Origin of the sequence: Methanoculleus sp. (genome assembly GCF_035363275.1) — an archaeon.
In the GTDB taxonomy this organism is placed as follows: Archaea; Halobacteriota; Methanomicrobia; order Methanomicrobiales; family Methanoculleaceae; genus Methanoculleus.
The window spans coordinates 18,801-43,606 of sequence record NZ_DAOSET010000022.1; the positions used below are offsets into that span (position 1 = coordinate 18,801).

Genomic DNA, 24,806 nt, shown 5'->3' on the forward strand with positions numbered 1-24,806 from the left:
GTGGTTGCAGTTGTTGTTCTGGCGCTTTGCACGGTCGGGACCGTATCCGGGAGCGATCCGGCACCAGGAGGCGCCGATCCGGGCAGTTACGTGTGGATTGCCGGGATCCCCTTTCTCCACGCCATCCACGAGGAGCCGGGCGGCCGGTTCGGGGATATAACGGAAGGGGGCGGCAGGAAAGCATACACCACGGGCAACTTCACCCCGGGGGATGTGAAGTCATTCGTCTGCACCGACTTCGCAACCGGGGAGGAGTATACCGTCAACGCCACCTGCAGGGCAACCGGGGAGCACTGCTACCTGTTTGTCGAGGAGAACAGGACGGTTGCAGAGAGCGAGATCCGGGACCTCACGGAGACCTTCGACCACGTCGTACACCCCACGATCACGGGGACGTTCGGCAACGAGACCGGGATCGACGAGGATCCCCGGGTGTTCATCCTGCTCCTCGACATCCGCGACGGTCCGGGGGGCAACGTAACGGACCTCTCTATCGTTGGGTATTTCGACGGCAGCGTCGAAAACAACCTGGATGTCATCTTTCTCGACGCCGATGCACGGGAGAGCGAGATGAGCTCGACGCTTGCTCATGAGTTCCAGCACCTCGTCCACCACTCGCACGACCCCCATGAGAGGACGTGGGTCGATGAGGGGTGCAGCGGGTACGCGGAGTACCTCTGTTTCGCGAGCGAGAACCGGGCGAAGGTCCGCGCCTTCAACCGCCATCCCGGGACGCCCCTTGTGGTGACCGACGGCCGGTGGGCCCGTTCGGAGGGCGAGATCAACCAGGCCCACTACGGCGCGAGCTTCCTCTGGACGCTCTACCTTGCGGAGAACTTCGGGGACCGTTCGGGAGACCCGGGGAGGCGGGCGTTCTTCGCGGATCTCGTGGCGGAGAACCGGACCGGTCTTGCCGGGATCGACGCGACGCTTGCCACACACGGCTACCCGGAGTCGTTCGAGGACGTCTTCAAGCGCTGGGTGGTCGCGAACTACCTCGACGCCGAAGGGAGCGACCCGCCGTCCGGGTATGCCGGGATCAACCTCACCCGGTACCCGCAGGTGGCCGGCCACATCGACCTCACCGGAGAGGTCGGGGGGGTGCATTCGTTCCCGGCGGCGGATCTCCTGCCCTGGTCCGCGGCCTACTACGAGGTCGGTGCGGACGACCCGGACGCGGTCGCGTACGAGAACACCCAGGACTTCTGGATGGAGAAGGTGGTCAACCGGAACGGAGAGGCGGTCATCGTCGTCTCGCCCCTCGGCGACCGTGGAGAGGTCGTCCTGACAGTCGCGGAGAGCGGGGAGAACCGGACCGCTGCCGGTTCTCCGGGCTGACGGGGACCGTGCCCGGATCGAGGCCGGCCATACCGTGAGGCGGGCAGGAAGAGGCACCGGGTCCGGTGGGCGCCCCGCTCCGCCCCGGTCGCCGGGGATACGTTAATATCTCATTACGCCAGAAATGTATAGACGTACCAGTACGCATCGATGGTCTAGTGGTATGACTTTGGCCTTCCAAGCCAATAGCCCGGGTTCAATTCCCGGTCGATGCATGGGGCTCGTGGTCTAGCTGGTCATGACGTCGCCTTCACACGGCGAAGATCTCGTGTTCGAATCACGACGAGCCCATTTTTCTGCTCGCTTTTAATTCAGGTGTTACCTCAATTCCGGGACCAAACATCAAATAATATCCGATCGTTACAAGCAGGGTGTCTATAATGATTCTGGACAACACATCGGTCAAATAGCCGGAAAACAATAAGGGCATAAAAAGAAGGAACGTAGCCCAGTTAACGCCAAAGATCAGGAATCCAAATTTCGCCGCTCTGCGTTTCAGGGACAACGTGTTTCCGATATTCCCAAGCAACATACAGACTACCCCGATACAGGCACCCATAAGGAGCGTCCAGAAGAATGTATATAACGGGCTTGTCTGGTATCCAGATAGGATCACTCCTGTGAAGTATGCGGCATATCGTCCAACTAAGAATATCCCGGCGAATACGGATACGGCCGTCATCTTCCATCGAAGAGTAAATGGCTGTCCCGAAGCATTCTCTCCTTTCCCAGCAGTTAGCAAACTCAATAGAATTGCCATTAAAAAAACAGGTATTGCATCACTGAGGCCGACCACAAATTCGTTGATGATCGGATTGCCAAAGAGGGATACCCCCTCCAGCATGGCAAAAAGCCAGATCAGCGCTATTGCAGACCCGTACCGCACCCCTTTTTCTACTCCCTCTCCCGGAATCACATCTCTGATGCGGCAATAGACATAGGCAGCACCGGAAAAAGCGAGCAGCGCCCAGAGAGAGACGGTAATCTCTGTCCCGAGCAACTCTGCCACTATGCTGTAGTCCGGATTCTCAGGCATAGTACTGTATGCGTTTGTAACAAGGTGAAGGGCGATATCGAGTAGTACGCAAATCACGACAATGGCTACAATTGTTACCCGTTTGCCTATGTTCATACAATAAATACTCCCTTTCCAGGCCAGCTGTAGATGTTCAAGGGGCTGACACAGCGGCTAACAATTATATTAAGCGTTCTCTGCCTCTTCAATAACCGCATTTTCGATTCCAGTTAGATTTAATGGCATTATTTCGAGTAGTGCTCTTGTCGTCGCAATGTCATTCTTATCCATTTCCTTAACCATGTTTTCTCTAAAAACTGAGCCTTCTGGATCTGGTTCTTTCCAGAAGCCGCATCTTTGCCCGGTCAATTCCAATTTAGTGATCCTTGCCTCCTGCATATCTTTTTCTAACTTCAATAAACCTTTCTGCTGGAGATTCAATACTTTAATGCGCCTCGATTCTGCGCACGTCTCTGAAACAGGCACTTCTATCACTTTAGAAGCATTATTGCCTGCATTTTTTAGAATTTTTACGGCATCTTCAGATCTTTCTACCCTTCCCGCATCTGGCGGATTGCATCCACACCACGGCCTGTTTTCAGTCGTTGTGGCATAAAAGGAGGTAGCGATAATGAGCGGCCTCAGCGAAAATAATGCCAGAACATTGAAATACTGATCCTCCCTTACGAAGGATCGGGTGATGGAAACATCGCCAGAACCAGGCGTTCTGCTCTTGTTGCGGAAGCCTTGGCAGTTTTTTCACCGGCGGCTGACCGCAATGGGGTAGAATCCTTTATCCAGCATATGCCTAAGGAGGGGATTCAAATGCCAAGAATTGAGGAGGGCATAGAAATTCGCTGTCCGGTCGAGAAGGCATACGCCTTTACGACCGATGCAGGGAGTTGGAATACATGGCAGACCGTCATACTGGAGGCGGAGCAGACCTCTCAGGGACCTGTCGGTGTCGGCACGACGTTCAAAGGTGCCAGCCACCTGATGGGTCGCACCATGCAATGGACTGCCAGGGCAACCGAATGCAAGCCACCGGGGAAATTTGGGAAAAACATTACCTCAGGACCATTGCTCATCGAACAGCACAACACCTACACTCCCACCACGGGCGGGATGAAATTTACCCTTACCTACGACATGACTATGAACGGGTTCCTGAAAGTCCTGACTCCCATGATGGTCAACTCAATGCGGAAAGAACTCCGGAAAAGCCTGATCAACTTGAAACAAATTCTTGAGTCCGAATCAAGACTATGAATGTAGGATGAGAGGTAAGGTGTCTCTGCCGGGATACGTTCAGTTCTAATCACTACGGGAACTCTCCGAAAACGTATGAGGAGGTGCAAACGAGGAGTGTGTACTTACCGGTACTGATGCTGATCACCACTTAGCTTAGAGCCTGGTAGTTCGCGACGATTGCGGTTGCGATGGTCCCCGCTCGTGCTCATGAACCACAATACTCCAGGTTGACAAACCCAATAAATCAATAGCTTGCCATAACATTTCAAAACCTCTTTCACGCTGCAGAAAGACCCTGTATCACATACCATGAACGATGGAACGACACGCTACTCAGACCGGGAGATCATCAACAGGTGGGCGGTTGCTGAGATCAATCCCGGCATCTCCCGTATCCTCTCGGAGAAGGGTGTTATGCACCCGGCCGCAAACAGGTGCATCGGCTTCTTCTACGTGGACCACGAGGAGGGTATCACCTTCCGTATCCATACCCTCTGCCGGCTCGAACCCGGAAGGTCGCCGGAGATCATCGCGAACTTCGAGGATCACGGCGAGGGTCTCATACTTCCATCCGATGAAATCGGGGCGTACACGCTCCTCTCAAACGATGAGGCAAACAGACTCTCGCTGCTCGAAGAGCAGAGATGGCGCATCTATTATGAACCGGAATCGCTCCGCACGATCCGAAACAGGACCGACCTCGACAGGTTCAGGGCTCCCGGGTATTTTGACGACGTATCGGTGATCCTCTTCTCAAAAGACGGCGAGACGATCCCTGAAGGAGTCTGGGTCCGCCTGGAAGAGCAGTCGGCCGACGGCGCGTCGTTTCAGGGGACACTCCTGAACGAACCCTATTCGGACTTCGGCGTGCATGAAGGGGAGATGCTCACGGTACGCTTCGCCGAAGACGAGGAGGGACGATTCCTGGTCGTGGAGGCGGGATAGCGGTGAACGGGACTCTTCCGGCCTCCGGGGGATCTTCCATCACCTCAAAACGGTTCTCATGCTGCACATGAAGACAGTGTGTGAAAGAGCGCCTCACCGGCCGGGGATATCGGGCTCTCCCTCGATATTAGCCCTGCAGGCTCTCGACGATCTCCCGTCGCGTTCCGGCAGCACCGGGCATTTGCATAACGCCCACCTGCGGCGATGCGTGTATTCCCTGCATGAAGAATCGCTATCGTGCTTACCTCCTTAATTTTAAGTGATAGTGCTTCCTTGAAGCAATCTCATCAAAAACCCGGTGAAGAGCCTTCGACCTTGCCCTGACGTCAAGCTCCCCGGACTCTTCCCCTGCCCGGGAGAGCGCTTCCTCAAGTTCTTCAAGTTCCAGGACAGTTGCAGCGATACAGTAGTAACTCTTTGAGCGGCCTTCGTTGAAGTTGTTCAACATCTCCCTGAGTAAGAACTCCCGGTGTTCCTGTAACTTCTGGAATGCGGATATTCCATGCTGAGATATAAGCGAGAGATCCTCCTCAAGGGTCTGGTAACATTTAAAAGAATCGTGTTCTTTACCGGCATCCCGGTGTTTTTTCCATCGTTCGCACGTATCGTTCTCTTCGCACTCCCAGCAGAACTCGATCCCCTTTTTCTTAACGGCACATGTAATAAACGGGCAACCGACGGCCATTCTGCTCGAACTCTTGCATCCCGAACATCTGCTCTCTGCGTCGGTATTATACATAGGGCAGAGTCGACAGGAGAGCCCGCAGATGCCAATATCAGGATACTCGATGCGCATTGATCGTTGTTATGTGCGAGACCTCTCCAGATATCTCTTATGGTACCGTGAACCCGTTCGCGGTGCTCGAAGGGGGCATCCGGGACTCCGGATTCCCCTGTGCGAAACCCGAAGTTCTGAAATCGATCCGGTCGGGCGACACCCGATAGTCCGGCCGGTGTCCCTGCATACATCCCCGACCACCATCCGGACACCTTACAGCGATTCGATCACGTTCCCGACCACGGACTCGAGGTCCTCACCCGAACACGCGACGGTGAGATCGGCATACTTCTCGTAAAGCGGGAGGCGCTCGTCGTACATCTCGCGGAGGCTCTGGCCCGGAAGGAGGAGTATCCCCCGGGTCGTGATGTTCTTGAGCCTCTCCTCCATCTCTGCATACGAGATCTCCAGGTATACGACTACCCCCACCGCCTTCAGGTGCGCCATCGCAGCCTCGCTGCAGACCACGCTGCCACCCGTCGCGATCACCGCATTGCGGGGATTCAGGGAGAGGATCGTCTCCTCCTCGATCCGCTTGAATGCATCCGGCCCCTCCCCGTCGAGAATCTCCTGGAGTATCCTCCCGGCCCGCTCCTGGATCAGGATATCCGTATCGATGAACTGCATGCCAAGCGTTTTTGCAAGGATGACGCCCACGGTGCTCTTCCCCGCACCGGGCATGCCGATGAGGATGATGTTGTTGTGGTGATCCATACTGCTTCCCGGAACCCTCTGTTGATACTTTAGTGGGATTTCCGGGGAGATGAAGGTTGTCTGGTAGAATAGCCCAACTGCCTATCCGCACCATGCGCAGGATCCCCCGCCCTGTCGTAAAACAAGGAACACGCGGTTTGCTCCCCCGGAGACGGATAACCAGGCCCCATTGCCGGAGGTCCGCCGCAACCTTTATCCATTCCCGACCAAGTATGTTGTCCAAGTGCGAAGGTCATCCCGACCCGCAGACCGCACCGAGGATACCATGACAAAAACAGCCTCCCCCAACCTGAACCGGGTAACGTATCACCGGATCTACACGGATGCGCAGGGCGACTCCCACTTCGATACCGTGACGGTCGAACAGAGCCTTGCCCCTGCAGCCCCACCCGCGGCTCCGTTCTACGTCTCCGAAGACGGACCCGCGTCGAAGTATCGCTTCTATACCTTCGAGCCCGGCTGGATAGGCGAACTCCACCCGGCCCCCGCCCGGCAGTTCCTCGCCCTCCTCTCGGGCGAGGTGGAGATGGAGACGACGGACGGGACGGTCAGGCGGCTCGGCCCCGGCGATCTGGTCCTGCTGGAGGACACCTCGAGCAGGGGCCACGTGACGAGGAACGTCGGCGACGGGTATGCCGCGTTCCTCGTGGTCCCCACCCCCACGGCCTGAGCGGGGATACCGACTCCTCATCACCCCCTTTTGTAGCATAATACAAGTTGAGATGGGCAACTCCCCATCTCCAGCCCGCGTAACCCATGCACTCCGTCCGGGCCCCCCTTGATGCAAGGGACCGGGAGAGGGGCCTGCAGCAGCACGTTGCGATGAGCACGGCACCGGAACTGGTTGTCTGTCTGGCCGCCGGGCTCCTGGTAGAGCCGGACTTGCCATGCAGGGGTTTCTGGCCGGGTCGGATTCAGACGCACCTGACCGGCCAGATCATTTGTACGCGCCTTATCGTGCTTTTATTCTCTCCTTTTCCTGTGTAGCCGCACGCGGTTGTCAGTACCGGGGGGAAAACCTATGTAAGAGAGATACCTTTATTCCCGCATGGAAGATCGGCCCATAAAGGTCCTCGCCATCATGGGCAGCGCCCGGAAGGCGAATACTTACCGTGCAGCCGAACGGATCCGCGAGATCCTCCAGGAGAACGCACCGGTGGACTGGGAATACGTCATGCTCAAGGACGTCGGCCTGGAGCAGTGCCGCGGATGCTACACCTGTTTTGAACGGGGGGAGGAGCACTGCCCCATCAAGGACGATTCAGCCCTCCTTGAACAGAAGATGCACGACGCGGACGGGGTGATCTTCGCCACCCCGGTATACGGGTTCCAGGTTTCGGGGCTGATGAAGGTCTTCATCGACCGCCACTCCTACATCTTTCACCGGCCCCGGTTCTTCCGGCAGAAGGCACTCCTCCTCACCACCGTCGGGGTGATGGGAGATAAAGACGTGCTGGATTACCTCAACGCGGTGGCCCGCATCTGGGGTTTTGAGGTTGCCGGACGGGCGGGGGTCGTCTCCCACGCGACGATGGGACCCCTTCCCGCCTACCGGTTGCGGGAGAACGAAGAGAAACTACAGGCGGCGGCAAAGGCTTTCCTCGCCGCACTCCGGAGAGAAACGCCGAGGAGGCCCGGGCTCTTCGACGTGATGGCGTTCCACATCGGGAGGGCGCCCTGCGACGAACTTGGCGAACGGAGTCCCGCGGATCATGCCTACTGGGCCGGGAAGGGGTGGTTCGACAAGGGAAGGCGCTACTACGTGGACGTGCCGGTCAATCCGGTGTACCATGCGCTGGGTACGGTGGCGGAGTGGTACCAGCGGCGGCGGGTACGGAGGGATCTGCGGGAGATGGGGGTGAAGAGCGGGCGCGGGTGCAGAAGTGGGTAGAGGGGTACAAAGGGTTCGGTCACCAAGAACAATTCCAGTCGAACGATTTTGGGATTTGATGCAGATTTCCTGCGTTCAGCCGGCCAAAAGCACCAGTAAGATATGCTTACAGATCTGGAGGTCCCCAGCGCGCAGAGGAAATGAACCTTTCATGAAACCCCTATATCTTTTTCATTAGAGGTGCGCTCCATTTGATCCCCTTAGTGACTTCAGGTAATTTAGATCTGATGGGCTCAAGATCGAATACGATTAAATTGGGCCATACGAGTGCGATAAGGGCACTTAGGCAGTTCTTAGAAATCTGAAGTGATAAAGAAGGATTATTAATGACCTAATTCTTAAACCTTCGTTGGTGACAGATGAGGATATTACTTGATACCAATATCTTCATTTATCGTGAACAAGATCATGTCTTCTACGTGATTTAGCTAAACTGCTCCAAATACTCAACAAATTGAGGGCAGAACTCTTAATTCACCCCCTCTCAGCTTCAGAATTACGAAGGGATTCAGATCTCAGGCGCAGAGAAGTGAACCTCTCGAAAATTGAGGCATACTCTCATCTAGAGCGACCACCAGATCCTAACAACGATGCATCGTTTCGTGAGCTCGTCGGACCTGCAAAAAATTCGCATGATGACGTCGATAATGCTCTCCTATACGCTATATATAAAAATGCAGTTGAATTTTTCATCACCGAGGATCGGGAAATTCACAAAAAGGCACATAAAATCGGGGTTGGAGAACGTGTATTCCTCATCTCTGAAGCACTGTATGATTTCAATAGATGCCTACCCTCACAAGAGATCATTCCCACGCCTCCTGCACTTGTAAAAGACAGTATGCACAACCTGGATCTACGGGATCCAATCTTCGACTCATTGAGAGCAGACTATCCCGGGTTCGATGAATGGTTCATAGGAAAGGCTCAGGAGGGGAGGGAATGCTATGCCTATAGACGAACCGATGGGAGCATAGGAGCTATCCTTATTTATAAGGTTGAGAGTGAGCCTATCCCATCGACTCCACCCCTCGCAAAAAAGAAACGTTTGAAAATTGCAACGATGAAGGTTGAACATGTGGGGTATAAGATCGGTGAACTGCTCTTGAAAGTCTCGATAGATATTGCGCTAAAAAACGGTATCACTGAGATCTACCTCACTCACTTCACTCAGCCTAAGGAGGATCGCCTCGTCGATCTCATTTCAGAATATGGTTTCCATAAAGCAAGCGTCCTCAAGCGTGTAAACAGAATGGAAGACGTTTATGTGAAAAATCTCTGCGCCCGAGGACATGATGTCTCAGCTCTTTTGCCGGTCACGATATCACAGATCTACTACCCAAGCTTTTACGATGGAGATTTGGTGAAAAAATTCGTTATTCCCATTCAACCAGAATACCATGATCTATTATTCACTGATTTCTCAAAAGGAAGACAAACAAAACTCTACGAGCATTCTGGAGAGTTTGTTGTAGAAGGAAATACTATTCGAAAAGCTTACCTGACTCACAGCCGGATCAAAAAGATAGAACCCGGAGATATCATTCTATTCTATCGATCACGTGACACGAAAGCAGTAACATCAGTAGGTGTCGTTGACGACTTCTTTCCGGATGTCTCAGATACCGATGAGGTCATTCGAATAATAGGGAAAAGAAGTGTTTACTCTCACACCGCGATAGAAAGATCTAATAAGCCGTTGACTATCATTCTATTTAGGCATCATTTCCATCTGCCACACAGCGTAACAATCAGCGAACTAAGAAGATCTAATGCCCTCTCAGGGGCACCACAATCAATCACCGAAATCGATAATACGAAGTACACATGGGTAAAGCTGCAAGGTGGAATTAATGAGAGTTATACTGTCCATTAGACCGAAGCACATTCGGAAAATTATCAATGGAACAAAGAGATATGAATTTCGCAAGGTAATGTTCAAAGATCGGTCAGTTTGTGAGATTTACGTCTATTCAACGTCTCCTGTGAAGAGAATTATCGGCAGATTTAAGGTTGGGAAGATCTTTGAGGATCGTCCAGAGAATTTGTGGGAACAATTGCGTGAGTATTCCGGACTAACCCAGAAGGACTTCTATGCGTACTTCTCTGAAAAAGACAAAGGATACGCCATAGAAATAATTAATTTCGAATTGTTTGAAGAGCCTATAGATCCCAAAAAACTTAACCCGACCTTTGTTGCGCCACAATCGTTCCAATATATCGACGATTCCACTTTCAATCATCAATTAGATCCCAATAAAAGCGGCTTAGGGAAATTTATTCAAATAGAGGTTTAACCGCTCATCCCAGTGAGCCTGACCCCAATACTCTTTCCAGAACCAGATCAATAGTCATACAGAGTAGATACAGAAGGTGGGAAGGGGTTACCACGGGGTGTGGCATGACTCACGGAATTCCTCGGAGAGGCAGGCGTTGCTCCGGCGTGGACATCAATTCGTCATGGGGATTAAACCGGTATTAAGACACATCCAAATAGCAAACAGAATAGGGGACGATTATGGAAAAGAAATACTTCCAGATTCAAGGGATTCCAGCAATTCTCTGGGGGTCTCGTTCAAATAAAGTATATCTCTACATACACGGACAGGCCGGGCGCAAAGAAGAAGCGGAAGCGTTTGCCAGGATAGCCTGTCGTTATGCGTGGCAAGTGTTGAGCATCGACCTGCCCGAACACGGAGAACGCAAAGGAGAAGCAAATTCATTTGACCCGTGGCATGTCGTGCCGGAACTGCTCCAGGTTATGGACTATATCAAAGGCCAGTGGACGCAAATTTCTCTATTTGCCAATAGCATTGGGGCATGGTTCGGGATGTTGAGTTTCGAAAACGAACCGTTGGAAAAAAGCATTTTTATTTCCCCTATCCTCGATATGAAACAGCTCATCTCCAACATGATGCTCCGGGCCAATGTATCAGAAACGCAACTTGAGCGTGAACGTACTATCCCCACTTCCTCTGGACAAACTCTTTCGTGGGAATATCTACTCTATGCCCACGAACATCCGATAACAAAATGGAAGGTTCCAACAGAGATATTGTATGGTGGGCAAGACGAACTTACGGATCGGAGTGTTGTAGAAGAGTTTGTCCAGCGTTTTTATTGCAATCTAACTGTTATGGAAGATGGGGAACACTGGTTTCATACCCCGGAACAATTAGATATCTTAGATACCTGGACCGAAACGTGCCTTCAAAAATGAATTATCAAAACCCCTCGCCCTTCTTCAATTTAATAGAAACCCCACTCCGAGGTTCCTGAACGACAATCCTCTCCATGATCTCCTCCCTTAACCTCTCCGGAAGCCGCTCCGCCTGCCACTCCCGCTCCCGGATAACATTCATCACGGCATTCACCATATCCACCGCCGCGACGGCCTTGAGGGCATAGTAGGCCGCCCCATAGGCGTGCTGGGGAACGTGAGCGGTCGCCACCGCCTGGCCTGCGGCACGCGCCGCAAAGCAGGCCGCGTCATTCTTTTTCGCATCGCGGGCGGCGGCATGGGCGGCAAGAGAGGCTCCACGGATCTCAGCCATCCTGAACACGCCCGTCCTGACCCAGGCCCGGCACGCCTCGATAGCGTTTCGCGGCCGGTTGTCCTCCGGGTATGCCTCCTCAAAGAGCGGGAGCACTCGTTCGGCGCAGTCCGCGGCCCAGGTTGCCATCGTCATCTGATCCTCTCTGCTGTATTTCTTCACGAACAGTCTCTATCGACGTTCAATATCTTGTTTCTTAATCTGCATGGACGGATACGTCAACTCAGGTTGACATAGCACCGACACACCTCTTCTAAGTCAACGCAAGTTGACTTACACGGACCCGCCTCACCCACGAGCACCGCAACGTAGAACAGATAGGTCCACCTAACGGGCACCCGGACCCCAAGGCCGACAGGGCAGCAAAGGAGTCGAAGGATGGCACACGAAGATTTCACCCGGCACCACCGCCGACTCGGAAAAACGGCAGCCTGGGCCGTCTTCTTCCTTCTCGTCGCATACACGGTTACGCTGACCCTCGGACTCCTCTCGCTCCAGTCGCCGGCGGACCCGATCGGCGATCCGTACTTCTCTCTGCTGGAACTGCTCATCATCGCGATGGCGCCGCTGATGGTCATCGTCATGGTTGCGGTCCACGCCTACGCCTCCCCGGGGGCCAGGGCGTACAGCCTTCCGGCGCTTGCCTTCATGGTCATGATGGCAGGGATAACCGCCGGCGTCCACTTCGTCATCCTCACGGTCAGCCGCCAGATCGCGTCCGCGGGACTCCCGTGGGCACCGTACTTTTTCTCCTTCGAGTGGCCGTCTGTCGTGTATGCCCTCGACATCCTCGCGTGGGATGTTTTCTTTGCCCTCTCGATGCTCTTTGCCGCACCAGTGTTCTGGACCGGCCGGCTGGAGAAGACGGTTAGGGTCCTCATGATCGCCGGCGGCGTACTGAGTCTCGCGGGGCTCATCGGCGTGCCGCTTGCCGACATGAGTATCCGGAATATCGGCATCCTGGGCTACGTCGGGGTCAGTCTGGTGGTGTTCCCCCTGCTCGCGGTCGTCTTCGGGCGTGCCCGGCAGGCACCGGAAGAGACCGGCTGAGGTCCGGTCACAGGCAGGGAGTCTGCGGCTATACAGTCCGCACGGCAGGGTTGTCGAGCCCGAGTCTGTGACGAACACCTTCACGGAGACGCCCCACCGGATTGAAAAGACCGCGTGTAGGGAACAGACCTGCCGCCACCGGGAGGTAAAGGTATTATCAGGAAGAGCGGATCCAACCGCACCCATTGCCTGAGTTAACTCTCGGGGCAAGGAGATGCCTATGGATACAGTCAGGTCGAACGATGGAACGCCCATCGTCTATGAGCGAAACGGGACCGGGCCGGCCCTGGTCCTGGTGCATGGGACAACAGCGGACCACACCCGCTGGCAGCCCGTCCTCCCCATGCTGCAACAACAATTCACCGTGTATGCCGTCGACCGGCGCGGCCGCGGCCAGAGCGGCGACTCGACAGCCTACTCTCTCGAACGTGAGTATGACGATATCGCGGCTGTCGTGAGTTCCATCCCCGAGCCGGTGAACCTCCTGGGCCACTCGTACGGAGCACTGATATGTCTGGAAGCGGCGCTCCGTGTCACGAACCTCAACAGGCTCGTTCTGTACGAGCCCTCGATACCGGTGGGAATGCCGATCTATCCGCCCGGTGCACGGGCCAAAATCCAGGCGCTCCTTGATGCAGGGGACCGGGAGGGGGTTCTGCTCGCATTTTATCGCGACGTCGTCGAGATCCCGGAGCATCAGATCGCTGTGCTGCGAAAGGAGCCTGCCTGGGCGGCTCGGGTGGCAGCGGCGCGCACCATACCGCGGGAATTTTCAGATGAGGGCTACATCTTCGAGCCCTCGCGCTTTAAGAATCTGGATGTCCCTATCCTGCTCCTGCAGGGCGAGAACAGTCCCGATTATCTCAAGGCAGCCACGGAGGCGGTGCACGCGGCGTTGCCGAACAGCAGGATTGTCGTCATGCCCGGACAGCAACACATTGCGATAAGCACGGCACCGGAACTGTTTGCGCGGCTGGTCATCGAATTCCTGCTGAGCCCGGCCGAATCGGTGCGGGTGAGGATGATTGGCGGACAAAGAGGGTAGCACCGGGAGGGGTGCGGGCCGCAGGGATTATACTTATGTGCATGCAGGATATCCCTCATGCCTCCCCCTGATTCAGATAAGGGGGGCGGAACGGAGGATGTATGGAGACAGTGGCTGTAGATGGTGTCGCGCTTGAGTATGATGTATCAGGGAGCGGTGAGCCCGCGATCTTTATTCACGGTGCTCTCATCGCAGACTCGTTCAAACCACTGATGTTCGAACCGGCTCTCACCCGGCACTACAGGCTCATCCTGTACCACCGGCGGGGCTACGCGGGCAGCAGCCACAGCGGTGGTCCAGCGGGTATCGTCCGGCAGGCCGCCGACTGCCGGGCACTGCTCCGCCATCTCGGCGTCGAGCGGGCGCATATCGTGGGACACTCCTCAGGTGCCTGTATCGCCATGCAGTTTGCACTCGACGCCCCGGACGTCGTCCGGTCGCTGGCCCTGCTGGAACCGGCCCTCATCGTCGGGTCCAGCGGCCCGGCCTACCGGGACAGTCTGTTGCGAGGCCGGGAGCGGTATAGGAAGGAGCCTCCGGAGCAGCTCGTGGACGAGTTTCTTCAGGCGCGCTTTGGAGCCGGGTATCGCGCTTCGCTCGACCGGATGGTGCCGGGAGTGTTTGAGCAGGCCGTTGCCGATGCCGGGACCTCGTTCGAGCTGGAAGTACCGGCACTGCTGGAATGGAGGTTCGGCGAGGCTGAGGCGAAGCGTATCACACAGCCGGTTCTCGCCGTCATCGGCAGCGGAAGCACCGAGCTCGGGGCACGTTTTGGGGAGACGCACCGGCTGCTCCTCGAGTGGTTCCCGGATGTCCGGGGTTTCGTTCTTCCGGGGGCTGCGCACGGGATGCAGATGCAGAACGCCCGCGGCATGGCCTGGGCGCTCGCGGACTTCTGGGCACGCCACCCGCTCCGGAGCGAAGAACCCCTCACCCGGTCTCGAAACTCGTGACGCCGTAGCACTGATCAAGCGGGAGGTCAGGGATCTCCTTTGAGTACATCCGTGCCGTGCCGAAGACCGGGACCATCCCGTGCCGCTCTGCGAGCAGAACACCGGCGGCGTTCGGCTCCGGCACATCGAGGAAGAGCGGCTGACCGGGCACCGCCGCCGCGAGGCCGCAGTAGATCCGCCCGGCAGTCTCCGGGGTGTCGGCAAAGAGCGGGCCGATCTTAGCGCCCCGGCGGCACGGCCGCACCTGCCCGTAGCCGCGGACCTCCCCGTTATCGAGGACGGCCAGCGCCGTCGCGCCGGGCTGCGCCAGCCATCGGCGGAGGAACCCCGGCCGTTCTGCCGGGAAATGGCGTGCGTCGTAGCGGACGAGGGCGTCGAAGGGAACGCCGCGAACGTCCGTGAGGCCCGGAGGGCGGGTGCCCCCGCCGAGACCCTCATACCGGATGTTCCGGTGCGAGAAGAGGAACCCGTGGGCGGCATAACGGTCCTGCATCTCAAAGACCCCGTCGATCCCGAAGTTGTAGGGCCCGGCGAGCCGGTCGATGCGCTCCATAATCGCAAGGCCGATGCCCTGCCCCCGGTATTCGGGGTCCAGGATGTAAAACCCGCCGAAGGCAAACCCGCCCGGGTAGACCATGATCGAGAATGACCCGACCAGGCGGCCATCGAGGAGCACCGCAAAGAACGTCTTTGGGTCGACCGCGTAGTAGCATTCCCCGTCGGAGAGACCGGGATTCCAGCCCTCCCGTTCCGCCCAGTCGACCGCAATCCCGACTTCGGTCTTCGTCATCGGCCGAATCGTGATCTCACCTGATGCAGCCATAGTACTATGCGTACATCCCGGCAAGGGATGAAGGTTTTGAACCGATTCCGCTCCGGCGGTGACCGGATCCCGGCATATCGCTCACAGGATGCCTCTCACGGTCCCCTGCAACAACGTTCCTCCCTGGACTGTTCGAATCGGATTAATCCCGGAGGAGAGCCAACAAGATACAGGAACGGAAGAGGGCATGAGCAAGACAATTATTACCGTCGTCGGAAAGGATACTGTCGGCATCATCGCGAAGGTCTGCACGTATCTTGCCGATAACCAGGTCAACGTCGAGGATATCTCGCAGACGATCGTGCAGGGATACTTCAATATGATGATGATCGTCGATACCAGCGGATCAACAAAACCGTATGCCGAGATGGTGACCGAACTTGACGACCTCGGCGACGCGATCGGGGTTCGGATCCGGTGCCAGCGGGAAGACATCTTTACGAAGATGCACCGTATCTGAGGGGTTCCATGATCAATATTCTCGAGGTAAACGAGACGAACAAGATGATCGAGCAGGAGAAGCTCGATGTCCGGACCATCACGCTCGGCATCAGCCTTCTTGACTGCTGCGACGCCGATCTCGATGCCTTAAACCGGAATATCTACGACAAGATCACCCGGCTCGCAAAAGACCTCGTCTCGACCGGGAGAGAGATCGAACTCGAGTACGGGATCCCGATCGTCAACAAGAGAATATCCGTAACCCCCATCGCGCTCGTCGGCGGGCGGGCCTGCAGGTCCCCGGAGGATTTTGTCGAGGTTGCAAAGACGCTTGATAAGGCCGCACGGGACATGGGGGTCAACTTCATCGGGGGATACTCGGCGATCGTCTCAAAGGGCATGACCCCGAACGAGGAAGCGCTCATCCGTTCAATCCCGGCAGCCCTCGCCGCGACCGAGAGGGTCTGCAGCTCGGTGAACATCGGCTCGACGAAGACCGGGATCAACATGGACGCCGTAAAACTGATGGGAGAGATTGTACGGGAGACAGCCGAGGCGACGAAGGAGAATAACTCCCTTGGCTGTGCGAAACTGGTCGTCCTCTGCAACGCCCCCGACGACAACCCGTTCATGGCAGGGGCGTTTCACGGCGTCTCCGAGGCCGATGCGGTCATCAACGTCGGCGTCAGCGGGCCGGGCGTCATCAAGCACGCGCTCGAGGGCGTCCGGGGCGAGAACTTCGAGGTTCTCTGCGAGACGGTCAAGAAGACGGCCTTCAAGGTCACCCGTGCCGGGCAGCTCGTCGCCCAGGAGGCCTCGGAGAGGCTCGGGATCCCGTTCGGGATCGTGGACCTCTCTCTCGCCCCCACACCCTCCGTCGGAGACAGTGTCGCCGGGATCCTCGAGGCGATGGGGCTCGAATCGGTCGGTGCACCGGGGACGACGGCCGCTCTTGCCCTCTTAAACGACCAGGTGAAGAAGGGCGGGATCATGGCGAGCTCGTTTGTCGGCGGGCTCTCGGGGGCGTTCATCCCGGTCAGCGAGGACCAGGGGATGATCGACGCGGTGAACCGCGGCGCCCTCACCATCGAGAAGCTCGAGGCGATGACCTGCGTCTGCTCGGTCGGCCTCGATATGATCGCGATCCCGGGCGACACGCCCGCCTCGACGATATCGGGTATCATCGCGGACGAGGCGGCAATCGGGATGATCAACAACAAGACGACCGCTGTCCGGCTGATCCCGGTGATCGGAAAGGATGTCGGCGAGACTGTCGAGTTCGGCGGCCTTTTAGGCCACGCGCCGGTCCAGGAGGTGAACAGGTTTTGCTGCGCCGACTTCATCAACCGCGGCGGGCGGATTCCCGCACCGGTTCATAGTTTCAAGAACTGATCGGCGGGGAGATCCGGTCCCCTTTTTCTGAGTCCCGGGGCGGACTGATAGGCTTATTACGGCCGCCGGAAAGAGATCACCGTATATGGTCGCACCTGCAGATTCGGCCCGGTTCTTCGCCGCCGACGCCTTCGCCCGGCACAACGGAATGGAGTGCGTTGAGGTCGCACCCGGCAGAGCGGTGGTGAAGATGGAAGTCCGGGATTATCACTTAAACAGCCACGGGACCGTCCACGGGGGAGCGCTCTTCACCCTCGCCGATACGGCCTTCGCGCTCGCATCGAACTCCCACGGGATCCCGGCGGCGGCGATAAACGCCCAGATCTCCTACCTCACGGCCGCAACGTCCGGCCCCCTCTATGCCGAGGCAGAGGAGTACGCCGCGAAGCTGAAACTGGCCTCCTACACCGTCAGGATAACGACGACGCGGAGAAGATCGCCATCTTCCAGGGGATGGTCTACCGCAAGACGCCCCGGCGCGGCTGACGGGCGGAGAAATCACGATGAACAGCGAGATCTTCGATAGAATGGCCCCGGAGGAGCTCCGGGAATACCTCGCGTTCCTCCTCTGGCATTACCGGGTGGTGGACGCGTTCTGGTTCATCAATATCGCCGGGGAATTCGGCCAACCGGCCGCGGAGGCGGTCAACGAACGCGTCTGGGGCCGCGTCGCCCCGATGGCAGCAAAAGACCTGGTCGCCAGGTTCGGTATCCGGGAAAAGGGACTGAAGGGTTTCGTAAAAGCGCTGAAACTCTTCCCCTGGGCGATCATCGTGAACTACGATATCGAGGAGAAGGACGACGAGGTCATCATTACCGTCCCCTCGTGCCCGAGCCAGGAAGCCCGGCTGCGGCGCGGCCTCGGCGAATACGTCTGCCGCGAGATGCACCGGGCGGAATTCACGGGGTTCGCACGGCAGATCGACGAGCGGATCTGCGTCGAGTGCCTCTTCGCTCCCCCCGACCCGCATCCCGCGGATACCTTCTGCAGGTGGCGGTTTTACCTGAAGGAGGAGGGGCGAAGCCCCGGTTCGTGACGCAAAAGAGCAGACATATCAATTCCAGGACTGCATCTTGATTTATGAGAATCGAGAGCATCGTATGTGCGGGCATCCTCATCCTCGCCGTGCTGATCTGCGGGTGCACGACCACCAACGCTCAGAACACTGTTGCCGTTGCCACCCCCGAGATCCCCAACCTCGTCGTCCCCAACCTCATCGGGAACTGGACCGGCACGATGAAAGGCTACGACTACGGAGAGGGATTCAACGACTACGCCGGCTACACCATGACCCTCGCGGTCATCGAGCAGCAGGACCGGGTCTTCTCGGGAGAGGTCTCCTTCACGGCCCCGAACGGCACCCCGGTCTGGGGCGTCACCCCCTGTGCCGGCGTGATCGGCCGCGACGGCAAGGAGATCACCATCATCGAGAACGAGGGAGGGTATTCTTCCGGCTCACTGGTCGCTCCCGGCGAGATGGAGATCATCTACGCGGACGGGAGAGACTCCTTCAGCATCGCGATCGACTCGCTGAAGAAGAACTGAGCGGGGCAACCCGCTCCTTTTTTACCGCCGGGCCATGAAGGTGGTGCACGCCCCTTCCTCAACCAGGATCCAAGGGTTCATATCCACCCCGCCGTATCATGAGCCCCATGGTCCGGGAATACCCCCGCCCCCGTCTCGTCGTCAGCCGCTGCATCGAGTTCGACCCGTGCCGCTACGACGGCTCAAAGATTCCCTCCCCCACGGTGGCACGCCTGCGGGAGTATGCCGACTGCATCCCGGTCTGCCCGGAGGTCGAGATCGGGCTCGGGATCCCGCGGGCGACCGTCAGGATCGTCAGGATAGACGGTGCCGATCACCTCATGCAGCCGGCCACCGGGCGGGACGTTACGGAGGAGATGTCCGCTTTTGCAGCCGGGTATCTCGACTCCCTGCCCCAGATCGACGGGTTTATCCTGAAATCCTTTGTCGGAGAGGCGGTTACGTATGCCCGAACAGAGGGAACGGATGAGGCGTTACGGGAGTTCAACGACCGGAACGGCACGTTCGTCCGCGACAGCCTCTACATCTACGCCTTCGATTACAACGGAACGACCCTGGCGCTCCCCCATCAGCCTCAGTTGATCGGGACCGATCTCTCGGGGCTTCAGGACCCCTTCGGGGTCAACTACACCCGGGTCGAGATCCTCCTCGCGCAGCACGGCGGCGGGTTCGTCTTCTACCACTACCCGAACCCTGCCCACAACATGGCCCTTGAGCCCAAGATGAGTTACGTTGAGAAGGTCGACGATGCCTGGTGGCTCGGCGCGGGGGTCTACCTCTCCGAGGCAACCGGGGCCGATGCCCCCGTTTCCAACTCAAGCTCCGGATAAACCCACCTTTTTTCGCGATAGCGGCGTCGCGTCCGGGAGTCCCCCGCCTGCGGGCCGCATAGCGTACTTATCCCGCCTGGCGGGCACACCTGAACCAGGCCAGCGTCTCTCCCCACAGGAAGACCACGGCCGCGACCGCGATGAGCGAGTAGCCGATGGCCCCGGCGGCGACCATAGATGTAAAGAGGTAAAACCCTTGTGTGCTGCTCCCGGCCGCCCATGCCTGAAACCCGGCGCTTGTAACCTCAGGCCCATCCCATCAGGCGGAGCGCCGAGAATGCGAGAAACCCGATCAGCGCGCTGAGCGGCAGCGTGAGGATCCACGCCGTGACGATCCGGCGCGCAACACCCCACTTCACGAACCTCGCCCCTTTGGTGACGCCGACGCCCATGATTGAGGAAGAGATGATGTGCGTCGTGCTCACGGGGATGCCCAGGAGGGAGGCCCCGATGATCGTCGCGGAGCCTGCCGTCTCCGCCGAGAACCCATGGACCGGGCGGAGCCTGGTGATTCCGTATCCCATCGTCTTCACGATCCGCCATCCCCCGAAGAATGTGCCGAGCGCGATCGCCGCGTGTGCGGCGAGGATCACCCAGAGCGGGACCGGCAGGTTGTTCGGGTCGACGCCCGCCCCGAAGTAACCGATAGAGAAGAGGAGCGGGGTGATGATCCCCATCGTCTTCTGTGCATCGTTGGTCCCGTGGCTGAAACTGTACGCCGCCGCCGACAACAGCTGCAGACGCCTGAAACGTTGATCGGCTGTATGCCGCGGGATGCCCCTGGAGAGCCGTATCACCCCGGTCATAAAGAGCAGACCGACGAGGAGCCCGACGATGGGCGAGAGGACCATGAAGAGAACGATGGTCTCGACGGTCGATATCTTGATTGCCGCAATCCCGGCTGCCGCGAGGCCGCTGCCTATCAGGCCGCCGATGAGCGCATGCGATGAGGACGTCGGGAGGCCGAAGTACCACGTGATGATGTTCCAGGCGATCGCCCCGACGAGGCCGGAGAGGATGATGAAGGGAACGACAGAGGTTTCGACGTGATCGAGGTTGATGATCTTGCTGATGGTGCTCGCGACCGCGACGCCGAACCCGAAAGCCGCGATGAAATTGAAGAACGCAGCGAATGCCACGGCGTTTCTCGGGGAGAGGACCTTCGTCGAGATGACGGTCGATATGGAGTTGGCCGAGTCGTGAAAACCGTTTGTGAAATCGAAGATGAGTGCGAGGATGATGATGCCGACGATGAGAAGCAGGGTGAGATCGAGCATGGTACCGGGTGAGTATTGGTAGTTCTGCCAGAGGATAGCATTTCACGACGTAAAGTATAGTCATATATAGAAACTCTATATTTCTGCCAGTCTTTTCAGGCGCCCGGGATAAACTATAGTGAGGATATTCTAATATAGTTACATACCCTAAAGTGTGGTTCTCGCCATACCTCCTATAGATGACACCGCGAACATGCCGCTCGCGGACGGGGATGCCGGGAACCGGCGGCACAACGCACCCCGGGCACGGTGTCGAAGACCGTAAACCTGGTCGCGGGGGACGATCGGCGGCAGGGCTAGCCACCTAACACAACCGTTATCACCGTGATGATGATCCCGACGAACGACGACCCGAACCCGTACAGCACTCTCAAGAAGATGTTCCTGTCAAGCGCCCTCATGTAGCCGATACCAAAGAGCAGGGCAATCCCCGCAAGGTTCGAGACTATCAGGGCCTGGCCGACGTCACCCATGACAGGGAACGGCAGGACGACGATCACGCCGGCCCCCGCGGAGAGGAGGAAGGTGCCGAGGATGATCGTTGCCGCCTCACGCGGAGACATCTTCTTCCGGCTCTCCACGCCGGACAGGAAGCGGGAGAGCCTCTCGTATAACTGGAGCCTGTCACCTTCGGGTATATGCCGGAGGACCGTGTCGTCGAGCTGCTCTCCGATGAGGGAGAGGGCGGACCCCCTCTGCTCCCCGGAACGCGAATATTCGATGATCCGGTTCTCCTGCCGGATGAGGTAACTCCGCTCCCAGATGTAGAACATCCCGTCCGCGATACCCCAGGCGATGCAGCAGAAGAGGGCTGTAGCGACGACTCTCCCGACGATGAGTCCGGAGATCTCCGGATAGCCCCGCAGCACGCTGGTGAAGGTCATGGCGATGATCACACCGTACATGACCTCGGCACCCGTCCAGTACCTCCCGATATAGTCTGCGAGGGGCATACGCGGTCCTTTGCCCGACAGAATACCGTCATCCGATATGAATATACTCCCGGAACCGCACGGAGCGGTGCAGTCCCGGCTCCCGGCACCGCCGCGGGCGAGCGCTTATACCATCACAGGGCGAGGAGCCTGTATGCACCGGATCATCGACTGGAACGAGCTCTGGAAGGCAATCCACGCAAGTTCGCCCGCACGTGTCGAGAAAGACCGCGATCCCGCCGCGGTCTGGAACAAACGCGCCGCCGCTTACCGGCGGGCCACCCACGGCGAGACACGGGCGACGGAGCGGGAACTCGCCGTCCTGGACCTCCGGCCGGAGGATACCGTGCTGGATATGGGTGCGGGGACGGGAAGGCTTGCCGTGCCGATTGCCCGGACCGCCGCCCACGTCACGGCTCTCGATCCCTCGGAAGGGATGCTTGCCATCCTCCGTGAGCAGATGGCCGCTGAGGGGCGGACGAACTACTCCACGGTCACGATGCGCTGGGAAGACACCGTCATCGGCAGGGATATCGAACCGCACGACGTCGCCATCGCGGCATTCTCGCTTGGCTTCTACGACCTTGCCGCCGCCCTCGAAAAACTCGACGCCGCGGCCCTCCGGGCGGTCTACCTCTTCTGGCATGCGGGTGAGTGGCGGAGCCCCGACGAGATGGCGCTGTATAAAGCGGTCTTCGGGGAGGAAGCAGCTGCCGGAAAGGGCTACCCGGACTACATCTACCCCGTCAATATCCTCCATGACGGCGGGATCTACCCGAATACCCGGATCATCCGTGCCGTCTGGGACACGGTCTATGACTCCCCCGAGGATGCCGCCCGGACCTGGGCGGCAATGCACAACCCGGAGATGGAGGACCTCTCGGCGGTCCAGGATTACTTCGCGCGGATGCTCCGCCGGACCGAGGCCGGGCAATACGTCGAGACAGCCGTCCGGCCGACCGCAGCGGTCTGGTGGGAGAAGGAGGAGAGGTAAGAGGACGGTATCCTCGCTTACCGTCCTCACTTGCGAACGAGTTGATTGATGATCGCTTCGGAGATATCGCCGGGGAATATCCTGGCTCACAGGATCGCTCCGCGATATAACCGATCGAGAGGGCAGGGTCGCCCTGTTTCTGGTCTGCGAGAGCGCTGATGTCGCCGGTTATCTCTGTAAGGTCGTTGACCATGGCCATGGTGCGGTCGGCGTCGATGAGCTCGAACGAGATCAATATACCTATTGTCGTTATGGAGTTAACTATATTAAATGTCGAAAACCAATATATTTTTTCGCATCTTCTACCTGTATAATGACAGAAAAGAGTCCATCAGGGAGCCTGAGGAGTCTGATCACGGTTGCCGTTGCCGGCATCGTTGTGGTCGTTCTGATGGCAACAGGATGTCTCGGCGATCAATCGTCCGGTGCCCCGGTATCCCCGTCGCAGCAGATCACGGTGACGGGATCGACAACGGTGCTCCCTATCGCCGAGAAAGCAAGGGAAGCGTTCGAAGCGACACAGACCTCCGCCAGCATCCTGGTGAGCGGAGGGGGCTCGAGCGTCGGGATCAAAGCCGTCGGCGAGGGCACCGCGGACATCGGCATGACCTCGCGGGACCTCAAACCCGAGGAGGTCGCAGGCTACCCCGACCTCGTCAGGCACCACATCGCCGATGATGCGATCCTTCTCATTGTCCATCCGGAGAACACCGTTAACCACCTCACGCTCGATCAGGTCCGGGGCATCTACAACGGCACCTACACGACCTGGGACCAGGTCGGCGGGTCCGCCCGGCCAATCGTTGTCGTGGGGAGAGACAGCGCATCGGGGACACGGGAGTTCTTCTCCGAGTACGTGCTCGCAAAAGAGGACTTCACCAGAATGCAGGAGGAGTTCAACTCGAACGGCGGGATTCAGCAGAAGGTCTCCCGGACCCCCGGCGCGATCGGCTACGTCGGCCTCGGCTACACCGAGGGCGTGAAGGTGCTCTTGCTGGACGTCGACGGGACCGCCGTCGAGCCCACACTCGAGAACATCACGGACGGGACGTACCCGGTCAGCCGGCCGCTCTTCATGCTGACGAACGGAGAGCCTGACGGCCTTATGCGAGAGTATCTCGACTTCATCATGAGCGCGGAAGGGCAGGAGATCGTGGCGAGCGCCGATTACATCCCGGTGCAGAGTTGATCGGGCCAACGCTCTCGATCCCCCGGAATGCTACAACGGCGGCGTGCTGATGGCGAAGAAATGCGGTACACGGGCCCGATTCCAGGACTTTCGGTGGCTGCGAGACCCCGGGGAAGGGGCCTCTTCAGCGATCGATCGACCTTCAGCTGGACCAAACAGGCGGTTTGTCGATCAGGTCACCGGCAAGCTGCTTTTTTTTGTTGCGTTATTCGCGATCGTCACCGTTCTGTTCATCATCGTCTTCCTGCTCCGCGACGGCTACCAGGTATTCTTTGAGGTCGGCATATGGAACTTCCTGGCCGGCCAGGACTGGAACCCGGCCGGCCGGCACCCGGCCTACGGGGTGCTTCCGCTCATCACCGGGACGGTCCTGGTGACGGCGCTCGCGATGGTCATCGCCGTCCCGCTGAGTATCGGGAGCGCCATCTTCATCGCGGAGATCGCCGGCCCCCGTATAAAGACGGTCGTCAAGCCGGCCATCGAGCTCCTGGCCGGCATCCCCTCCGTCGTATACGGGTTCTTCGGCCTGATCCTCCTGACCGACTGGATACGCATCGCCTTCGACCAGCCGTCGGGGTCCAGCTGGCTTGCAGGCTCGATCCTCCTCGCGATCATGGCCATACCGACGATCACGAGCGTCGCCGAGGACGCCATCAGTTCGGTCCCCCGCGAGTTCAGGGAGGGCAGCCTCGCTCTCGGAGCAAACCACTGGCAGACGATCAAGAACGTCATCGTCCCCGGTGCGCTCTCCGGTATCAGCGCGGCGGTCATCCTCGGGATGGGGCGCGCCATCGGCGAGACGATGGCGGTGCTCATGGTCACGGGGAACGCCGCCGTCATCCCGGACC

General features: G+C 58.1%; 28 protein-coding genes and 2 tRNA genes. 22 read left to right on the forward strand and 8 right to left on the reverse strand.

What is annotated here, in order from left to right; all coding sequences use genetic code 11:
* The 3 genes from PLN84_RS06370 to PLN84_RS06380 all read left to right on the forward strand — a co-directional run bounded on the left by PLN84_RS06370 (position 1) and on the right by PLN84_RS06380 (position 1,629).
* Positions 1–1,338 carry a hypothetical protein gene (locus PLN84_RS06370; RefSeq protein WP_292383863.1) on the forward strand — a complete coding sequence of 446 codons (1,338 nt, stop codon included), beginning with the start codon at positions 1–3 and terminating at the stop codon, positions 1,336–1,338.
* Positions 1,339–1,482: 144 nt separating this feature from the next.
* Positions 1,483–1,553: transfer RNA gene (locus PLN84_RS06375), tRNA-Gly, on the forward strand.
* 2 nt (positions 1,554–1,555) lie between these two features.
* Positions 1,556–1,629 (forward strand) — tRNA-Val (locus tag PLN84_RS06380).
* On the opposite strand, the gene PLN84_RS06385 is transcribed toward PLN84_RS06380, so the two are convergent.
* Both PLN84_RS06385 and PLN84_RS06390 read right to left on the reverse strand, forming a co-directional pair.
* The gene (locus PLN84_RS06385; protein WP_292383861.1) at positions 1,616–2,470 is read right to left on the reverse strand and encodes a hypothetical protein; all 855 of its coding nucleotides are present in this window, start codon (positions 2,468–2,470) and stop codon (positions 1,616–1,618) included. The two genes, PLN84_RS06380 and PLN84_RS06385, sit on opposite strands and share 14 nt — an antisense overlap.
* A gap of 69 nt (positions 2,471–2,539) precedes the next feature.
* Positions 2,540–2,848 (reverse strand): hypothetical protein, encoded by a 309-nt coding sequence (locus PLN84_RS06390; protein ID WP_292558536.1) that lies wholly within the window; start codon positions 2,846–2,848, stop codon positions 2,540–2,542.
* 330 nt (positions 2,849–3,178) lie between these two features.
* On the opposite strand from PLN84_RS06390, the gene PLN84_RS06395 reads away from it, so the two are divergent.
* Both PLN84_RS06395 and PLN84_RS06400 read left to right on the forward strand, forming a co-directional pair.
* The gene (locus tag PLN84_RS06395; RefSeq protein WP_292383858.1) at positions 3,179–3,622 is read left to right on the forward strand and encodes an SRPBCC family protein; all 444 of its coding nucleotides are present in this window, start codon (positions 3,179–3,181) and stop codon (positions 3,620–3,622) included.
* Positions 3,623–3,913: 291 nt separating this feature from the next.
* The gene (locus tag PLN84_RS06400) at positions 3,914–4,549 is read left to right on the forward strand and encodes a hypothetical protein (protein WP_292383856.1); all 636 of its coding nucleotides are present in this window, start codon (positions 3,914–3,916) and stop codon (positions 4,547–4,549) included.
* A gap of 241 nt (positions 4,550–4,790) precedes the next feature.
* Here PLN84_RS06400 and PLN84_RS06405 read toward each other — a convergent pair whose 3' ends face one another.
* Positions 4,791–5,345 carry a DUF3795 domain-containing protein gene (locus PLN84_RS06405; protein ID WP_292383855.1) on the reverse strand — a complete coding sequence of 185 codons (555 nt, stop codon included), beginning with the start codon at positions 5,343–5,345 and terminating at the stop codon, positions 4,791–4,793.
* A 195-nt stretch (positions 5,346–5,540) separates the two neighbouring features.
* Positions 5,541–6,041 carry a shikimate kinase gene (locus PLN84_RS06410; RefSeq protein WP_292383853.1) on the reverse strand — a complete coding sequence of 167 codons (501 nt, stop codon included), beginning with the start codon at positions 6,039–6,041 and terminating at the stop codon, positions 5,541–5,543.
* Positions 6,042–6,306: 265 nt separating this feature from the next.
* Between PLN84_RS06410 and PLN84_RS06415 the strand changes: the two genes are divergently transcribed.
* The 5 genes from PLN84_RS06415 (at position 6,307) to PLN84_RS06435 (ending at position 11,152) form a co-directional block, all read left to right on the forward strand.
* Positions 6,307–6,711, forward strand: coding sequence for a cupin domain-containing protein (locus PLN84_RS06415; RefSeq protein WP_292383851.1), 405 nt, complete (start codon positions 6,307–6,309; stop codon positions 6,709–6,711).
* 378 nt (positions 6,712–7,089) lie between these two features.
* Positions 7,090–7,932 (forward strand): flavodoxin family protein, encoded by an 843-nt coding sequence (locus PLN84_RS06420; protein WP_292383849.1) that lies wholly within the window; start codon positions 7,090–7,092, stop codon positions 7,930–7,932.
* A gap of 454 nt (positions 7,933–8,386) precedes the next feature.
* A complete protein-coding gene (locus PLN84_RS06425) occupies positions 8,387–9,808 on the forward strand; it encodes a hypothetical protein (RefSeq protein ID WP_292383848.1) in 1,422 nt (473 codons plus the stop codon).
* Between the two features lie 58 nt (positions 9,809–9,866).
* On the forward strand, positions 9,867–10,229 hold the full coding sequence (locus PLN84_RS06430; RefSeq protein ID WP_292383846.1) for a hypothetical protein: 363 nt from the start codon (positions 9,867–9,869) through the stop codon (positions 10,227–10,229).
* 221 nt (positions 10,230–10,450) lie between these two features.
* On the forward strand, positions 10,451–11,152 hold the full coding sequence (locus PLN84_RS06435) for an alpha/beta hydrolase (RefSeq protein WP_292383845.1): 702 nt from the start codon (positions 10,451–10,453) through the stop codon (positions 11,150–11,152).
* A gap of 4 nt (positions 11,153–11,156) precedes the next feature.
* Here PLN84_RS06435 and PLN84_RS06440 read toward each other — a convergent pair whose 3' ends face one another.
* Positions 11,157–11,648, reverse strand: a complete 492-nt coding sequence (locus tag PLN84_RS06440; protein ID WP_292558534.1) for a putative immunity protein — start codon at positions 11,646–11,648, stop codon at positions 11,157–11,159.
* Between the two features lie 216 nt (positions 11,649–11,864).
* On the opposite strand from PLN84_RS06440, the gene PLN84_RS06445 reads away from it, so the two are divergent.
* The 3 genes from PLN84_RS06445 to PLN84_RS06455 all read left to right on the forward strand — a co-directional run bounded on the left by PLN84_RS06445 (position 11,865) and on the right by PLN84_RS06455 (position 14,534).
* Positions 11,865–12,536, forward strand: coding sequence for a hypothetical protein (locus tag PLN84_RS06445; protein WP_292383841.1), 672 nt, complete (start codon positions 11,865–11,867; stop codon positions 12,534–12,536).
* A gap of 220 nt (positions 12,537–12,756) precedes the next feature.
* The gene (locus tag PLN84_RS06450; RefSeq protein ID WP_292383839.1) at positions 12,757–13,581 is read left to right on the forward strand and encodes an alpha/beta hydrolase; all 825 of its coding nucleotides are present in this window, start codon (positions 12,757–12,759) and stop codon (positions 13,579–13,581) included.
* Positions 13,582–13,682: 101 nt separating this feature from the next.
* Positions 13,683–14,534 carry an alpha/beta hydrolase gene (locus PLN84_RS06455; RefSeq protein WP_292383838.1) on the forward strand — a complete coding sequence of 284 codons (852 nt, stop codon included), beginning with the start codon at positions 13,683–13,685 and terminating at the stop codon, positions 14,532–14,534.
* On the opposite strand, the gene PLN84_RS06460 is transcribed toward PLN84_RS06455, so the two are convergent.
* Positions 14,512–15,357, reverse strand: coding sequence for a GNAT family N-acetyltransferase (locus PLN84_RS06460; protein WP_292558533.1), 846 nt, complete (start codon positions 15,355–15,357; stop codon positions 14,512–14,514). The genes PLN84_RS06455 and PLN84_RS06460 overlap by 23 nt on opposite strands.
* A gap of 187 nt (positions 15,358–15,544) precedes the next feature.
* Here PLN84_RS06460 and PLN84_RS06465 point away from each other — a divergent pair, with 187 nt between their 5' ends.
* The 6 genes from PLN84_RS06465 to PLN84_RS06490 all read left to right on the forward strand — a co-directional run bounded on the left by PLN84_RS06465 (position 15,545) and on the right by PLN84_RS06490 (position 19,566).
* Complete coding sequence (locus PLN84_RS06465) at positions 15,545–15,817, forward strand: ACT domain-containing protein (RefSeq protein ID WP_292383834.1); 273 nt, start codon at positions 15,545–15,547, stop codon at positions 15,815–15,817.
* Between the two features lie 8 nt (positions 15,818–15,825).
* The gene (locus PLN84_RS06470; RefSeq protein WP_292383832.1) at positions 15,826–17,190 is read left to right on the forward strand and encodes a PFL family protein; all 1,365 of its coding nucleotides are present in this window, start codon (positions 15,826–15,828) and stop codon (positions 17,188–17,190) included.
* An 85-nt stretch (positions 17,191–17,275) separates the two neighbouring features.
* Positions 17,276–17,716, forward strand: a complete 441-nt coding sequence (locus PLN84_RS06475; RefSeq protein WP_292383830.1) for a PaaI family thioesterase — start codon at positions 17,276–17,278, stop codon at positions 17,714–17,716.
* On the forward strand, positions 17,694–18,227 hold the full coding sequence (locus tag PLN84_RS06480; RefSeq protein ID WP_292383828.1) for a DUF6125 family protein: 534 nt from the start codon (positions 17,694–17,696) through the stop codon (positions 18,225–18,227). The genes PLN84_RS06475 and PLN84_RS06480 overlap by 23 nt, the downstream gene beginning before the upstream one ends.
* A gap of 44 nt (positions 18,228–18,271) precedes the next feature.
* The gene (locus tag PLN84_RS06485; RefSeq protein ID WP_292383827.1) at positions 18,272–18,736 is read left to right on the forward strand and encodes a hypothetical protein; all 465 of its coding nucleotides are present in this window, start codon (positions 18,272–18,274) and stop codon (positions 18,734–18,736) included.
* Between the two features lie 107 nt (positions 18,737–18,843).
* On the forward strand, positions 18,844–19,566 hold the full coding sequence (locus PLN84_RS06490) for a 2-thiouracil desulfurase family protein (protein ID WP_292558532.1): 723 nt from the start codon (positions 18,844–18,846) through the stop codon (positions 19,564–19,566).
* Between the two features lie 245 nt (positions 19,567–19,811).
* Here PLN84_RS06490 and PLN84_RS06495 read toward each other — a convergent pair whose 3' ends face one another.
* Positions 19,812–20,843: an inorganic phosphate transporter gene (locus PLN84_RS06495; RefSeq protein ID WP_292383823.1), complete on the reverse strand. Its 1,032-nt coding sequence runs from the start codon at positions 20,841–20,843 to the stop codon at positions 19,812–19,814.
* Between the two features lie 296 nt (positions 20,844–21,139).
* Positions 21,140–21,796 carry a hypothetical protein gene (locus PLN84_RS06500; RefSeq protein ID WP_292383822.1) on the reverse strand — a complete coding sequence of 219 codons (657 nt, stop codon included), beginning with the start codon at positions 21,794–21,796 and terminating at the stop codon, positions 21,140–21,142.
* 133 nt (positions 21,797–21,929) lie between these two features.
* On the opposite strand from PLN84_RS06500, the gene PLN84_RS06505 reads away from it, so the two are divergent.
* The 3 genes from PLN84_RS06505 to pstC form a co-directional block, all read left to right on the forward strand.
* Positions 21,930–22,769, forward strand: a complete 840-nt coding sequence (locus tag PLN84_RS06505; protein ID WP_292383820.1) for a class I SAM-dependent methyltransferase — start codon at positions 21,930–21,932, stop codon at positions 22,767–22,769.
* A 313-nt stretch (positions 22,770–23,082) separates the two neighbouring features.
* Positions 23,083–23,958, forward strand: a complete 876-nt coding sequence (locus tag PLN84_RS06510; protein ID WP_292383818.1) for a phosphate ABC transporter substrate-binding protein — start codon at positions 23,083–23,085, stop codon at positions 23,956–23,958.
* A 49-nt stretch (positions 23,959–24,007) separates the two neighbouring features.
* A partial coding sequence (pstC, locus tag PLN84_RS06515; protein WP_348531975.1) for a phosphate ABC transporter permease subunit PstC occupies positions 24,008–24,806 on the forward strand: 799 nt, incomplete at its 3' end.